At 76.9% G+C, this 13166-nt stretch carries 11 protein-coding genes and 4 tRNA genes; 8 read left to right on the top strand and 7 right to left on the bottom strand.

What is annotated here, in order from left to right:
• Positions 1 to 31 precede the first annotated feature (31 nt).
• On the top strand, positions 32 to 451 hold the full coding sequence (locus ACI8AX_RS16105) for a hypothetical protein (RefSeq protein WP_456550842.1): 420 nt from the start codon (positions 32 to 34) through the stop codon (positions 449 to 451).
• Here the strand turns inward: ACI8AX_RS16105 and ACI8AX_RS16100 are convergent.
• The 3 genes from ACI8AX_RS16100 to ACI8AX_RS16090 form a co-directional block, all read right to left on the bottom strand.
• The gene (locus ACI8AX_RS16100; protein ID WP_456550841.1) at positions 444 to 2798 is read right to left on the bottom strand and encodes a lysylphosphatidylglycerol synthase domain-containing protein; all 2355 of its coding nucleotides are present in this window, start codon (positions 2796 to 2798) and stop codon (positions 444 to 446) included. The genes ACI8AX_RS16105 and ACI8AX_RS16100 overlap by 8 nt on opposite strands.
• Positions 2799 to 3350: 552 nt before the next feature.
• Positions 3351 to 3423: transfer RNA gene (locus ACI8AX_RS16095), tRNA-Lys, on the bottom strand.
• Positions 3386 to 4825 (bottom strand): putative bifunctional diguanylate cyclase/phosphodiesterase, encoded by a 1440-nt coding sequence (locus ACI8AX_RS16090; protein WP_456550889.1) that lies wholly within the window; start codon positions 4823 to 4825, stop codon positions 3386 to 3388. The genes ACI8AX_RS16095 and ACI8AX_RS16090 overlap by 38 nt, the downstream gene beginning before the upstream one ends.
• A gap of 1143 nt (positions 4826 to 5968) precedes the next feature.
• Here ACI8AX_RS16090 and gvpJ point away from each other — a divergent pair.
• Positions 5969 to 6331, top strand: a complete 363-nt coding sequence (gvpJ, locus tag ACI8AX_RS16085; protein WP_456550888.1) for a gas vesicle protein GvpJ — start codon at positions 5969 to 5971, stop codon at positions 6329 to 6331.
• Between the two features lie 203 nt (positions 6332 to 6534).
• Here the strand turns inward: gvpJ and ACI8AX_RS16080 are convergent, their stop codons facing one another.
• From ACI8AX_RS16080 to ACI8AX_RS16070, 3 genes are read right to left on the bottom strand one after another with little or no spacing between them, the layout of a single operon-like run.
• The gene (locus tag ACI8AX_RS16080) at positions 6535 to 7443 is read right to left on the bottom strand and encodes a hypothetical protein (RefSeq protein WP_456550840.1); all 909 of its coding nucleotides are present in this window, start codon (positions 7441 to 7443) and stop codon (positions 6535 to 6537) included.
• Between the two features lie 21 nt (positions 7444 to 7464).
• Positions 7465 to 8340, bottom strand: a complete 876-nt coding sequence (locus ACI8AX_RS16075; RefSeq protein ID WP_456550839.1) for a Rieske 2Fe-2S domain-containing protein — start codon at positions 8338 to 8340, stop codon at positions 7465 to 7467.
• 9 nt (positions 8341 to 8349) lie between these two features.
• Positions 8350 to 8802, bottom strand: a complete 453-nt coding sequence (locus ACI8AX_RS16070) for a VanZ family protein (protein WP_456550838.1) — start codon at positions 8800 to 8802, stop codon at positions 8350 to 8352.
• A gap of 167 nt (positions 8803 to 8969) precedes the next feature.
• Between ACI8AX_RS16070 and ACI8AX_RS16065 the strand changes: the two genes are divergently transcribed.
• The 3 genes from ACI8AX_RS16065 to ACI8AX_RS16055 all read left to right on the top strand — a co-directional run bounded on the left by ACI8AX_RS16065 (position 8970) and on the right by ACI8AX_RS16055 (position 11421).
• Positions 8970 to 9440, top strand: a complete 471-nt coding sequence (locus tag ACI8AX_RS16065) for a GtrA family protein (RefSeq protein ID WP_456550837.1) — start codon at positions 8970 to 8972, stop codon at positions 9438 to 9440.
• A gap of 80 nt (positions 9441 to 9520) precedes the next feature.
• Positions 9521 to 11035: a metallophosphoesterase family protein gene (locus ACI8AX_RS16060; protein ID WP_456550836.1), complete on the top strand. Its 1515-nt coding sequence runs from the start codon at positions 9521 to 9523 to the stop codon at positions 11033 to 11035.
• Between the two features lie 53 nt (positions 11036 to 11088).
• Positions 11089 to 11421 (top strand): hypothetical protein, encoded by a 333-nt coding sequence (locus ACI8AX_RS16055; RefSeq protein WP_456550835.1) that lies wholly within the window; start codon positions 11089 to 11091, stop codon positions 11419 to 11421.
• 566 nt (positions 11422 to 11987) lie between these two features.
• Here ACI8AX_RS16055 and ACI8AX_RS16050 read toward each other — a convergent pair.
• Complete coding sequence (locus ACI8AX_RS16050; protein WP_456550834.1) at positions 11988 to 12692, bottom strand: AMIN-like domain-containing (lipo)protein; 705 nt, start codon at positions 12690 to 12692, stop codon at positions 11988 to 11990.
• A gap of 139 nt (positions 12693 to 12831) precedes the next feature.
• Here ACI8AX_RS16050 and ACI8AX_RS16045 point away from each other — a divergent pair.
• The 3 genes from ACI8AX_RS16045 to ACI8AX_RS16035 all read left to right on the top strand — a co-directional run bounded on the left by ACI8AX_RS16045 (position 12832) and on the right by ACI8AX_RS16035 (position 13102).
• A tRNA-Glu gene (locus tag ACI8AX_RS16045) sits at positions 12832 to 12904 on the top strand.
• Between the two features lie 24 nt (positions 12905 to 12928).
• A tRNA-Asp gene (locus ACI8AX_RS16040) sits at positions 12929 to 13002 on the top strand.
• A 26-nt stretch (positions 13003 to 13028) separates the two neighbouring features.
• Positions 13029 to 13102 (top strand) — tRNA-Phe (locus ACI8AX_RS16035).
• Positions 13103 to 13166: the final 64 nt, after the last annotated feature.

Genomic DNA, 13166 nt, shown 5'->3' with positions numbered 1-13166 from the left:
CCCCGGCGCGGCGGTCCTAGGCTGCGCCGCCATGACCGCCGCCCTCGCCCGCCTGTCCGCCGCCCAGCTCGCCGCCGGCCTCGCCGGTCAGGTCCTGGCTGTCGCCCGCCGGGCGCACTACGACATCCCGTTCGCGACGGGGCGTCCCGAGGACGTCGTCCGGGACTCGCTGTTCATGGGGACGGCGTTCAGCGCGCCGGTGGACATGCTGGCGCTCCAGGCGTGGGCGACGGCGCGGCTGGCCCGCCGCCCCGGCGACGTCCTGGCCCGGCGCGTGCTCCGCGGCCTGGGGACGGTGATGGTCGCGGGCTACCTGATGGAGCGACGCGACCGCGAGCGGCTGACCCGGGGCGGTGCCGACGCCGTCGAGACGCCGCTGGTGGTCGTCTCCCTCGCTCTCGCCGCCGCGATGGCGCTGGGAGGACGTCCGCCGCGTCCGGCGCTCAGATGAGCCGCGTGCGCTGGAGGTGCACGAAGGCGAGCCAGCCGACGGGCGCGGGCAGCCAGAAGGTGGCGGTGCGGAAGGCGAGCACGGCGGCCAGCGCCGTGGCCACCGGCACGCCGACCGCGGTCAGGCCGCCGACCAGGGCGGCCTCGACCGCGCCCAGGCCGCCCGGGGTCGGGGCGACCGAGCCGACCGTGGAGGCGACCAGGTAGACCCCGACCAGCGTGGGCAGGGAGACCGACCCGGAGAAGGCCCGCAGCGAGGCGTCGAGCGCGAGCACGTTGCCGGCGTTGAGCACCAGGATCCCGAGCAGCGCGGTGCCGAGTCGCCGCGGGTCGGTGGCCGCGGTGAGCAGCTGGGGCAGGGACTGCTTGACGAGGGGTTCGAGCAGCCGCCGCAGGGAGCCGCGGACCTGGGGCACGGCGACCAGCGCACCGACCGCCAGGACCGCGCCGAGGAGCACGAGCAGCACCTGCCCGCTGGGCAGCAGCGACAGCCGCGCCGTCGTCACCCCGCTCGCCCAGCCGGCGACCAGCAGCAGCGCGACGGTGACGACGACGGTCGCGACCTGGCTGACGGCGACCGTCGCGGCGGCCGCGGCGACCGGCAGGCCGGACCGCTGCAGGAACCGCACGTTGAGCCCGACGTGGCCGACCGTCGGCGGCGTGACCAGCGTGAGCCACGACGCCGCGACCTGCACCAGCGTCGTCCGCGCGAGGGAGACGGCCGACGGCGCGAAGGCCACCAGCGCCAGTGCCGCACCGAGGTAGGTGACCGCCGACCCGACCACCGCGGCGGCGAACCACCAGGGGTCGGCCTCGCGCAGCTCGGAGAGCAGGCTGACCTGGGACAGCTGCGTCGCCAGCAGGAAGGCCGCGACCACGGTGGCCGCCACGGTGAGGATGGTCCGGATCGAGAAGCGCTCCAGGCGCGGCGCGGCGACCGCCGCGCCGTCGGGGCCGGTGAGCTGCTCCCGGAGCGGACCGAGGACGTCGGCGCGGCGGGCCGGCCGGCGGACGGCCGGGGGCAGCGCCAGCGGCCGGACCAGCGCGCTCAGGCGGGCCTGGGTCCCCGGGTCGCCGGTGTAGTCCGACCGCAGCGCCGCCACCGACTCCGCCGCGCCGGCGTGCACCGCGCCGACGGCCAGCAGCGCGACGACGTCGAGGTCGCGCTGCAGCTCGCCGGCGGCGGGCTGCGCCGCGCCGAGGTCGGTGAAGCCGGCGTCCCCGTCGGCGGTCAGGACGACCGAGTCGGCGCGGATGGCCCCGTGCGCCAGCCCGTGGTCGTGCAGCCGGCGCAGGGCCCGGAACGCCGCGCCGAGCCGCGCCGGGGCACCCGCCGGTCCACCGGCGTCGGTCAGCGGGGTCCCGGCCAGCGGCCGCTCGACGAGCAGCAGCGCCGGGCCGAGGGAGAGCACCGCCAGCACCGCCGGCACGGCGACGCCCGCGGCGGCGGCCAGGGACGCGCTCAGCGCCTGGCGCTCGACCAGGCCGCGCTGGGTGAGGGCCGGCCGGCCGACCACCGCGGCGCGGAAGCGCAGCATGCGGACCAGGCGGCGGGCGGCCGAGGGCCCGCGGCCGTCCGGGTCGACCACGATCACGCAGACCTCGCCGTCGGCGTCCGTGCCGACGTAGCGGGCCCGGCCGGTCGACTGCTCGGTCAGCCGCAGCCCGTCGAGCACCACGCCGGCACGGGCCAGCACCGACCGGACGGCGTCCTCCGCGGGGCGGGCGGGGGCGACGCCGACGGCGACCCGCACGGCGCAGCCGACGACCGCGGCCAGCAGCAGCGCGCCGATCGCACCGGGCACGGTGACCGGCCCCAGCGCCACCGAGATGGCGGCGGCGGCCAGCACCGCGCTGCGCGCGGGGCCGAGCCAGCGGCGGCGGCGCTGCAGGTCGGCACCGACGAACAGGGCGGTCGCGGCGGTGACCGGCACGAGGGCAGCGTCGTCGCGCGGGCCGGTCAGCGCGTGGGCGACGACGCCGCCGGCCGCGTCCCCGAGACGTTCGGCGACCGCGGCGAGCACCAGCGCGACCACGCAGGCGAGCACCGCGGTGAGCAGCGCCCGGCGGCGCGAGCGCGCGGCGTCGACGACCACGGCCGCCAGCACGCCGAGGGTGCCCAGCGAGGCCGCCACCGAGGCGATGGACAGCAGCACCCGGAACGGTCCGGCCGTCGCCGAGGGGACGGCGTCGGCGACGTCCTCGGCGACGTCGGGGGCGAGCAGGGCGCCGACGACCAGGAGGACGAGGCCGGCGAGGGCTCCGCCGAGGCGGACCAGGTCGGAGGGACGGCGGACCCGCGGCCCCAGCCACGCCGACCAGGGCGCCCCGGTGCCGACGCCGTCCACCCGGCCATCATTCACAGGTCCGCCACGGACTTCCGCGCAGGCGTACCCGGCCGTGCGCGGGCGAGCACCGGGGGGAGCGGTCAGCTCCGCGACGCCGGAGGGACGGACACGAGCCGGAGGTCCTCGCGGGACCGGACCACCGGGCGGCGTCCGCGCGGGCTCAGGGGTTGTCGACCCCTCCGCCCCCGCGGTTCCAGAACTGGTCGCAGTTGCCGACGGGCTCGGCCGCTCGCTCCTCGTCCCTGGCGCTGCATGCGGCGGCGCCGGTCACCCCCTCGTCGAACTGCCGGTCGAAGACGTCCGTGCACTCGTCGGCCCGGTGGGGGAACCGGGCGACTCCTCCGGTGGAGAGGCCGGGGCGCTCCCGGCTCCCGTCGTCAGCGCCGCCACCGTGACCGCGACGCCCACGAGTGCTCGCATCGTCCGCATGCCCGCCGTCCCCTCGTCGAGGCGACCGTCGGCCCGGTCCCCGGGCACCCTGGACTGTCACGCGGACCGCCTCGAGCCGACGTCCCACCCACGCCGCTGGTCATCGCGGCTGGCTCAGCGCGGTGGGCCCCGTGGGGATCGAACCCACAACCCGCGGATTAAAAGTCCGCTGCTCTGCCAGTTGAGCTAGAGGCCCGGTGGGTGCGGTGGTCGCGGCCCGGCCCGAGGCTACCGCCGGTCAGGCCGGGGAGGCCGACAGCGGACGGGGCGCCGCGCTCCTCGAGCCAGACGGCGAGGTCGGCCGCCGTCACCGGCCGCTGGTGCAGGTGGCCCTGGACCGCGGTGATGCCCGCGTGCCGCACGAACTCCTGCTGGGCCGCGCACTCGACGCCCTCGGCCACGGTCTGCAGCCCGAGCCGGTCGGCCATCTGCGCGATCGCCTCGAGCACCGCCTGGTCGGCGACCTCGGTGGCCGCCCCGGCGACGAAGGACTTGTCGATCTTCACCACGTCCACCGGCAGCGTCCGCAGCGTGGTCAGCGCCGAGTAGCCGGTGCCGAAGTCGTCGACCGCGATGCCGACCCCGACGGCCGCCAGCACGTCCAGCGTCCGCTGCACGGCCGGCGCGTCGAGCACCGTCGACTCGGTGATCTCCACGACCAGCTGCTTGGGGGCCAGCACGTGCCCGGCCAGGCAGTCCCGGACGACGGTGACGAACCGCGGGTGCGCCAGCTGCGACGGCGAGACGTTCACGTGCAGCGCCACCGCCCGTCCGCCGTCCCGCCACCCGGCGGCGTCGGCACACGCCCGGCGCATCACCTGCTCCCCGATGGCCGCCACGATCCCGGTCCGCTCGGCCACCGCCAGGAACTGGTCGGGCGCCAGGAGGCCGCGGACCGGGTGGTCCCAGCGCACCAGGGCCTCGACCGCCACGCAGCGGCCGTCGGTCGTCGCCACGATCGGCTGGTAGTGGACGACGAACTGCTCCTCGAGCACCGCCTGCCGCAGCTCGGCCTCCAGCGTCGCGGTGCCGTGCGTGTCGAGCAGCTCCTCCGAGAAGCCGTGCACCTGGTTCTTGCCGGCCGTCTTGGCCGCGTACATCGCGACGTCCGCGCGCTGCACCGCCGTCGCAGCGGCGAGCCCCGGCTCCAGCCAGGCCAGCCCGACGCTCGCGCCGACCTGGGCGAAGCGGCCGTCCAGCCGGACCGGCGCCGACAGCAGCTCGACCAGGCGCTGCGCGACCCGACGGGCCTCGCCCTCCCCGGCATCGCGGAGCAGGACGGCGAACTCGTCGCCGCCCAGCCGGGCGCACAGGTCCACCTCGCGCAGGGCGCGCAGCATCCGGGAGGTCACGTGCCGCAGCAGCTCGTCGCCGGCGGCGTGGCCGAGCCCGTCGTTGACCACCTTGAAGTCGTCGAGGTCGAGGAACAGCAGCCAGGCGCGCTCGCTGCCCGAGCGCACGACCTCGTCCAGGGCGGCGGTGAAGGCGGTCCGGTTGGCCAGCCCGGTCAGGACGTCGGTGAGCGCCTGGGCCTCGAGGTCCCGGTGCGCCTGGCTGCTGCGCAGCGACAGGGCCACCTGGTTGTGCAGCGACTGCATGGCGGTGGCGGCCTCGGCGGACACGCCGTCCGGCGACCCGAGCAGCATCCACGCGCCCGGGAAGTGGTCCGCGTGGTCGGGGAAGGCCGGGAGCGGCATCCGCAGCCACTGCCGGCCGAAGCCGGTGGCCGCGGCCAGCTCCCCGGTGTCGCGGACCTCCTCGACCTCGCCGGCGGACTCCCCGGCCGGCACGAGGTCGAGCGGCAGGGTGACGGGCCGCCGGTCGAACGCACCGGCCGTCTCCACCACCCGCAGGACGCCGGCGTCGGCGTCCACGGCCACCGCGAGCGCCCGGAGCCCCGGCGTCATCCGGCAGATCTCCTCGACGCCCCACCAGCCGGTGTCACGGATGGCGCGCGGGTCGGTCAGCCCGAGCAGCCCGGCACCGAGGGCCAGCAGCGCCGAGTCCCGCCCCCGGGTCTGCTCCCGCTCCAGCATCTGCCGGACGAGGTGCCGGGCCCCCACGGCGGTCAGGCCGAGCACCGGCAGCGCGGCGACGACCGCCTCCGTGTGGGCGCCGTGCCCGCCGCCCGCCGCGAGGGGCCACAGCAGCGCCGCGGCGACCAGGGCCGCGCCCGTCCCGGCGGCGTAGGCGGCGACCCGCCGGGTCCGGCCGTACATGGCCCGCGACCACACGGCCGGCAGCGCGATCCCGTAGGCCACCGCCGGCATCGCGCAGGCGAGCGCGAAGGCGCCCACCGCGAGCACGTCGACGACGTCCAGGACCGGCGACGCGGACCGCGCCCGGTACCGGGCGCTGGACGAGGCGGCGAGCACCAGGCACGCCCCGGCCAGCGGGAGGAGGGCGACGTCGCCGCTCCCGGCGACCGCGCCCGGAGCGGTCAGGACCAGCGACGCGAGCGCGATGAGGAAGAAGACCCAGCGGGTGTGCTCGACCGGGTCCACCGGCCGGGCCAGCAGCGCCCGGGCACGCCGCCACGGCGACGGAGCGGCGGTGCTGCTGCTCATCGGTGTCCTCGGGGGGGTCGGGGGTGGGCCCAGGTGCCCGCGTCCGCCATCGGCACCCACCCGCCGGCGCTGGAGCCCGGGCGGACCCGATGGGGTGAGGCCGGCCACCGGACGCCGTTCGAGGACCTGCGGGCACGGGTACGGCCCGGGGGTCCACCGGACCGGGGAGCCGCCATGCCCGTCACGACCGCCGACCGCTCGCCGCGGCCCAGCAGCCTGTCCGACGTCCTCGACGTCGTGCTCGACAAGGGCATCGTCCTCGACGCCTACGTCCGCGTGGCCCTGCTGGGCATCGAGCTGGTCACCGTCGACGCGCGGGTGGTGATCGCCAGCGTCGACACCTACCTCCGCTTCGCCGAGGCGGTCGACCGGCTCGACCTGTACCCGGGGAGCGAGCCGAGGGGGCTGCCCGGCCTCTTCGAGGACGCCCTCGAGGGCGGCGCCGAGATGGTGGTGAAGCGGAAGCTGGCCGGCCCGGCGGAGAAGGTCAAGGACATCGCCGGGAAGCTGACCGGCCGCGGGGACGGCGACCGCTAGCCCGCACGCGGCGGCACGGAGGGTGACGCAGCCCGCACCCGGCCGGGCGGCGTCACCCGGTCAGGGGATCGCGGCGGCCCCGCCGGTTACCTAGCGTCATGTCCGTTCCGCCGGGAAGCCGCGCACAGCGCGCCGGACCGGCGGACGCCAGGCCCCGGCCCGGCCGCCCCGTTCCCCCCGGGGCGGCCGGGCCGGTCTCCATCTCAGGCCGGCACGCACACCCGGTCGGTCAGCAGGCGCAGCATCTCCCGCTGCGCGTCGTCCAGCGGCAGGTCCACCGGCACCTCCTCGGCGCCGTCCACGGACAGCGACAGCGGCATCAGGTACGGCTGCTTGACGTCGGCCAACGCGTGCGGGTCGCACCGGGCCGTGGTGAAGGTCAGCTCCACGGACGCCTCCCGCTCCCCGGCGGCCAGGGTGAGCGGGAGCGGCGCGTCGGCGAAGTAGAGGACGTTGCCCTCGACGCGTGTCGCCGTCACGGCGCGGTCGTCGCTGCCGGTGCGGGTGAGCACCAGGCGGCCGGTCAGGGACTCGGCGCCGGCTTCCAGGTCAGCGACGGCCACGGTGACGACCTGCTGCACGCCGATCGCGGCGCACATCCGCGCGTGCACCAGGGCCAGCACCTCGGCCGCCAGCGGCACCCGCAGCTCCTCCACCGCCCCACCGGGCCGGACCACGGTCAGCCGCGCCGCCGCGGGCTCCGCCGCGGTGTCGCACACCGGCGCCCCGTACGGCGTGGGCAGGTCGATCCGGCGGCCGGGCACGAACGAGGCGGTCACCGGGACGGCGGCCAGCGGCGCGAAGCCGGGCGAGTCGATGGCCACGGAGGTCACCGAGAACGGCTCGGACCCGGTGTCGGTCACCTTGACCTGCACCTGCCCGCCGGCGGCGCGGTCGGTCCGGTTCTCCACCACCTCGGCCGCGATGCCGGCCACCGGCGGCACGGGTGGACCCGACCGCAACGCCGGCGCGGAGGACGACGGGCCGGCCGACGGGGACTCCCCGGACGACGGCGCGGACGACGACGGCTCGCCCGAGCCGCACGCCGTCCCGCCCAGGAGCACGGCGAGCGCCACGACCGGGACGAGCGACCGGGCCGCCGTCCGCCTCACACCGGCAGCGTAGGAGCGGGACTACCGGTTGTGGCTGGGCAGCCGCGCCATCACGCGGCCGGCCTGCATCCGCACCTCGAGCTTCTCCTGCGGGTTGGCCGCCGGCCCGCGCCGCGGCTCGCCGTTGTCCAGGTCGAACGCCGAGTCGTGCCACGGGCAGACCAGGCAGTCGTGCCCGCGCACCTGCTCGACGGAGCCCTCGTACAGCGGCCCGGACAGGTGCGAGCACGCCCCGACGAAGACGTCGACCCGCGCCCCCCGCCGGACGGCGGCCAGCGGCACCGCCACCCCGCTGCCGGCGCCGGTGCGCAGCGCCGGCCGGCCCTCGGGCAGGTCGTCGAGCGGACCGAGGTCGATCCAGTCCGACGACAGCGCCCGCGCCGCCGTCGCGGCGTGCGAGGCGCCCGAGGACTGCGCGTAGGACATGTGGCCGCCGATCGCCGCCGAGCTGCCGGCCACCCCCAGCCCGGCGTAGGCCAGGACCCGCCCGAGGGTGCCGCGGCCCTGGGCGCGGACGGCGAGCGAGCCGACGTACAGGCCGAGCGCGACGGTGTTCAGCGCCGCGTGCACCGCGCCGAGCCGGCGGACGCCGATGCCCTGCTCCGACCAGTCGGCCGCCCCGGACGCCGCCGCGGGCAGCGCGGCGGCCACGCCGGTGCCGATCAGCACCGTGGCGGCCGGCCGCATGCCCGGGATCGCGTCGAGGACCCCGGCCGACACCCACGCGCCGACCGGGACCTGCACCAGCACCGGGTGCACGGGGTGACCCAGCCAGGTCCCGTGCAGCAGGTCCTTCACCGCGCTGGGGACCGACTGCACGGCCTTGCGCGCCGGTTCGATCGCCTTGTCGAAGGTGTCGACGTCGGCCAGCCGATCGAGGAAGCCCATCAGACCCATGGGCGCCCCCTACCCGCGGTTGCCGTCCGGCAAGCCGCCGACCCGGGGCGCGGTCACCGCGGCCGCGAGCAGCCCCCCGGCCACCGCGCCGGCCGCGTTGAGCAGGGCGTCCACCGGCGAGACCACCCGGCCCAGCGGCAGCGCCCACTGGAGCAGCTCCACCGCCGTCCCCGCCGCGAGGGCGGCCGCAGCGAGGGGGACCGGCCGGCGCAGGACCGGCCGGCGCAGCACCGCGAGCACCGCCAGCGGCGCGAGCAGCAGCACGTTGCCCACCAGCTGCAGCACCACAGACGGCGAGCCCAGCCCCGAGAGGTACCAGTGCAGCTCGGTGACCGGGTCGGCCCACGTCCAGCCCGCCCCCGCCGGGCTCAGCGTGACCAGGACGACGGGCAGCGCGGCCGAGGCCAGCGCCGCGCCCGGGACCTGGGGTACTCCCGTTGCGTGGGTGCGCCGTGGTGTCATGCAGGCACGGTCCCCGGCCGGCCTGTGCGGCGGCTGGACGCCACCTGGGGGCCCGCTCCGCCCACACCCGGGTGAAGCCACAGGTCACAGCCGGAATACCGCTGGCGTCCAGGCGGCTCCCAGGAGGAAGCTGCAGAACTGTCTGCGTGTCCACCCAGGAGCTGACGATGTCGTGCCCGACCCTCACCCGCTCGCGGGCCGAGTGGGTCGAGGCCGTCCTGGGCCGGGTGCGCGGGGACGACGCCCTCGCCCAGTTCGCCCGCTTCGTGCTCGTCGGCGGCTCCACCAGCGCCCTCTACGCCCTCATCTTCGTCGCCCTGCACGGTTTCGGCGAGCAGCCCGCCAACTGGATCGGGTCGGTGGTCACCTCGGTGCTGGCCAACGAGATGCACCGGCGGCTGACCTTCCGGGCCGGCGAGCGCGTGGGCTTCCTGACCGCGCAGGTCGAGGGCGGCGCGCTGTCCATCGCCGGCCTGGTGTCCACGAGCCTGGCGCTGGCCTGGCTGACCGCCGCCACCGACACCGACGACCCGGTCCTGCAGTTCGGGCTGGTGGCCCTGGTCACCGCCACGATCGGCACCCTGCGCTTCATCGCGCTGCGCTGGCTGTTCCGCCCGAAGGCCGCGCCGGTCGACTGAGGAGGGACCGCGTCCCCCTCGTCCCTCGCAGGCCCGGGACGAGCCTCTGGCCGGGGTCGGGACGTCTCTAGCCTGGGGCGATGACCGAGCCGACCGACGTCCCGCCGCCGGCCGTCACCTCCCCTGCCGACGCAGGTGCGCCGGACCGCACGGCCGCCCGCCGCGACCGGCTGCGCGCCATCGGCCGGCACACGGGGCGGTGGGGGCTGTGCGCGCTGGTCGCGCTCACCGGTGCGGTGGTCGGCGTGCTGCTGTTCGGCCGGGTGGACGCGCCGCTGGGGCCGTTCGACGCGCGGTTCAGCGTCAGCCCGACCGGCGGCGGCGTCGGACTGGACATCCCGCCCCTGGGTTCCCTGGACGTCGACGCCTACGACGGGCCGCTCGGCCTGGACGTGCAGCTGCAGCGGGCCGACGAGGCCCGCATCCGGGCGCTGGTGGAGGACCCGCGCCGGCTCGACAGCCTCGTGGACCGGGTCACCGACGACCTCGGCGACGCCGTCACCGACCTCGTCGTGCGCTCGTCGCTGGCGGCCCTCGGCGGCGCGGTGCTGCTCACGGTCGTGGTCTACCGGCGCCGGTGGCGCGAGCCGCTCGTGGCGGCCGGGACCGTGGTCGTCGTCCTCGCGGGCGCCGGCGGCATCGGCGCGGCGACCTGGCGGCCCGACGCGCTGGCCCAGCCCACCTACACCGGCCTGCTGGCCAACGCCCCCGGCCTCATCGGCGACGCGCAGGACATCGTGGCGCGCTTCGACGCCTACCGGGCGTCGCTGGAGGACCTCGTCGGCAACGTGAGCACGCTCTACGCGGCCCTGTCGGCGCTGCCCGCGCCCGGCGGGGACGCCGACACCGTCGCCCTGCTGCACGTCTCCGACATCCACCTCAACCCCGCCGGCTTCGACCTCGTCAGCCAGGTCGTCGACCAGTTCGCCGTGGACGCCGTGCTCGACACCGGGGACATCACCGACTGGGGCAGTGAGCCGGAGAACCAGGCCATCGCCTCGATCGGCCGGCTCGGCGTCCCCTACGTCTACATCCGCGGCAACCACGACTCGGCGGTCACGGCCGGCCTCGTGGCGTCCCAGCCCAACGCCACCGTCCTGGACGACACGGCCACCACGGTCGCCGGCATCACCGTCGTCGGCGCCCGCGACCCGCGCTTCACCCCCGACCCGGCGAACGACGTCGGCGAGCAGACGCTGGAGGCCAGCGGGGAGCAGCTGGCCGAGGTCGCCGAGGAGCAGCCCACGCCGCCGGCGATCGCGATGGTGCACGACCCGGGGCAGGCGCCGCCGCTGGACGGCGTCGTCCCGCTGGTGCTGGCCGGGCACACCCACGAGCGCGACGTCTCCACCCTGGAGGAGGGCACCCGGTTGATGGTGCAGGGCTCCACCGGTGGGGCGGGGCTGCGGGCGCTCCAGGGCGACTACCCCGAGCCGCTGACCTGCACGGTCCTCTACCTCGACGCCGCCACCGGCCAGCTGACCGGCTACGACGAGATCACCCTCGGCGGCCTGGGCGAGACCGAGGTGACCATCGAGCGGACGCTCGTGGCGCCCGACGACGGCGACGTCGCGGACGACGGCACCGCCGACTGACCGGACCGGGCGAGGTCCGCGGGACGGCGGCCGGCCCGCCCTACGCTCGGGGCATGACGACGACCCGCACCGCCCGACTCGCCGGCGCGCTGCTCGCCGGCGGGACGGTCCTGGCCACGGTGGCCGGCTGCTCGTTCACCTCGGAGAACTTCTCCTGCGACACCGACTCCTGCACCGTCACGCTCAGCGGGGACGGCGCCGAGGTGGACCTGCCGATCGGCCCCTCCATCCGGCTCGGCGGCGTCCAGGACGGGCGGGCGTCGATCAGCGTCGGCGGCGCCAGCGTCTCCTGCGCCGAGGGCGAGAGCGTCTCCGCCGGCGGCCTGGCGCTGGAGTGCACCTCGGTCTCCGGTGACGAGGTCGAGCTGACCGCGTCGCTGAGCTGACCCGTCCGGCCCAGCCCAGGGCCAGGGAGCTGGCGGTCAGGGCCAGCGTGCGCAGGAGGTCGGCCCGCAGCAGGCTGTCGATGGTGGCCGCCGACCGGCCGGCCTCGTCCAGCCGGTCGTGCATCGGCACTGCCCAGAAGGCCGTGGACGCGAGCGAGACGACCCCACCCACCCCGACGACGGCCGCCGGCTCCGCCGGCACCTCGGGCGGGCGGGTCCACGGGAACGCGGCGCCGGCCAGGAACGACACGACGCCGGGCACGACGACCACCAGCGGGACGGCCTCGTCGTACTGCCGGTGGTGGTCGGCGAACTCCGCCTCCCCCACGGCGCGGAACAGCGGGTAGGAGACGACCTGGCCTGCCAGCCCAGCGCCCTCGAGTACGCCGTCAGCGCGGTGGGGCCGGCGAGGTGGAGGGAGCGCCACCTGCCGGTCGCCCGGCCCGGTGCGCTCCCGGGCCGTCGGGGACGACGGAGCGCGGCGGTCGGCATGCGGGCTCCCGGAGCCGGGGTGTGCCCGTGATGCTGCCCGGACGCGCGGCCGCGCACCTAGGCCCGGCGGGGACTCAGGAGGGGTCGGCGACCTCGACCACGACCCGGGTCGGGCCCTCGAGCAGGTACACGCGGAACGGCGACTCCGCCGTCGTCCCGACGAAGGCCTCGGTGGTCCCCTCGAAGGTCGCCCCGAGGACGACCTCGGTGACCGCCGTGCCCGACCCGGCCACCGGGCCGCCCGGCTCGAACTGGTCGACGCCGGTGTCGAAGGGGTAGCCGACGCCGGTCAGCGTCACCATCAGCACGGCCTCGCCGGCCACCTCGACGGGTTCCCCGCTGCCCTGGGAGGTCGGGTCGTCGACGTAGCGGACGTCCCAGCCGGGCAGGCCCTCGCCGGCCACCTCGAACACCACCCGGTCGAAGCCGTCGTGCCGGCCGGTGCGGACGTCGGTGACGGTGACCTGCGCGCCGGCGGAGGCCTCCTGCTGGTCGGGCTGCGCGTCCGACGGGAACGGCGGGGCGTCGGCCGACCCGTCGCCGCCGTCGTCGGAGGAGCCGCCACCCGTGGAGCCCCCGTCGGAGGAGCCCCCGTCCGAGGAGCCCCCGTCCGAGGAGCCGCCGTCCCCGCCGGTGCCCGATCCGTCCGCCGCCGTCCCGCTGGAGGCCGAGCCCGTCGAGGAGGCGGGCTCGCCGTCGTCCTCCGTGGCGCAGCCCGCGATCAGCAGGGCGGCGGCCAGCAGGGCCGGGACCGGGAACGCGCGTCGGCGGGTGCTCACCCGCCGAGCGTGGCAGGAACGGCCCACCGACCGGGGCACCCGCGGTGTCGTGTCGCCGGCCCGACACCCCGGGGGCAGCCCCCCGTCAGGGCCCGTCCGGAGGCCATGTACAGTTCTCAGCGCCCCCGGCGAACACCGAGCCCCCATCGTCTAGCGGTCCAGGACGCCGCCCTTTCAAGGCGGTAGCACGGGTTCGAACCCCGTTGGGGGCACGCAGCACCAGAAGTACACAGCAAGGCCCTGTAGCGCAGTTGGTTAGCGCGCCGCCCTGTCACGGCGGAGGTCGCGGGTTCGAGTCCCGTCAGGGTCGCTTTCGGCGGCACGCACGCCGGATCGGGGCAGGTAGCTCAGTCGGTACGAGCGCTCGCCTGAAAAGCGAGAGGTCGGCGGTTCGACCCCGCCCCTGCCCACACCTCTTCCCCGCGGCGGCCCCGGCCGGACCGCGGCCTCCCGGGCGCGACGCCCGGCCACCCC

This window comes from Blastococcus sp. SYSU D00813, assembly GCF_054050735.1.
This window is presented reverse-complemented; position numbering and strand designations above follow the sequence as displayed.

Bases quoted from the DNA above. Each gene is read 5' to 3' on its own strand.
- ACI8AX_RS16090 (WP_456550889.1), bottom strand. From the start codon at position 4,825: ATGCAGTCGCTGCACAACCAGGTGGCCCTGTCGCTGCGCAGCAGCCAG.
- ACI8AX_RS16060 (WP_456550836.1), top strand. From the start codon at position 9,521: ATGACCGAGCCGACCGACGTCCCGCCGCCGGCCGTCACCTCCCCTGCC.
- ACI8AX_RS16065 (WP_456550837.1), top strand. From the start codon at position 8,970: ATGTCGTGCCCGACCCTCACCCGCTCGCGGGCCGAGTGGGTCGAGGCC.
- gvpJ (WP_456550888.1), top strand. From the start codon at position 5,969: ATGCCCGTCACGACCGCCGACCGCTCGCCGCGGCCCAGCAGCCTGTCC.
- ACI8AX_RS16055 (WP_456550835.1), top strand. From the start codon at position 11,089: ATGACGACGACCCGCACCGCCCGACTCGCCGGCGCGCTGCTCGCCGGC.
- ACI8AX_RS16070 (WP_456550838.1), bottom strand. From the start codon at position 8,802: ATGACACCACGGCGCACCCACGCAACGGGAGTACCCCAGGTCCCGGGC.
- ACI8AX_RS16075 (WP_456550839.1), bottom strand. From the start codon at position 8,340: ATGGGTCTGATGGGCTTCCTCGATCGGCTGGCCGACGTCGACACCTTC.
- ACI8AX_RS16105 (WP_456550842.1), top strand. From the start codon at position 32: ATGACCGCCGCCCTCGCCCGCCTGTCCGCCGCCCAGCTCGCCGCCGGC.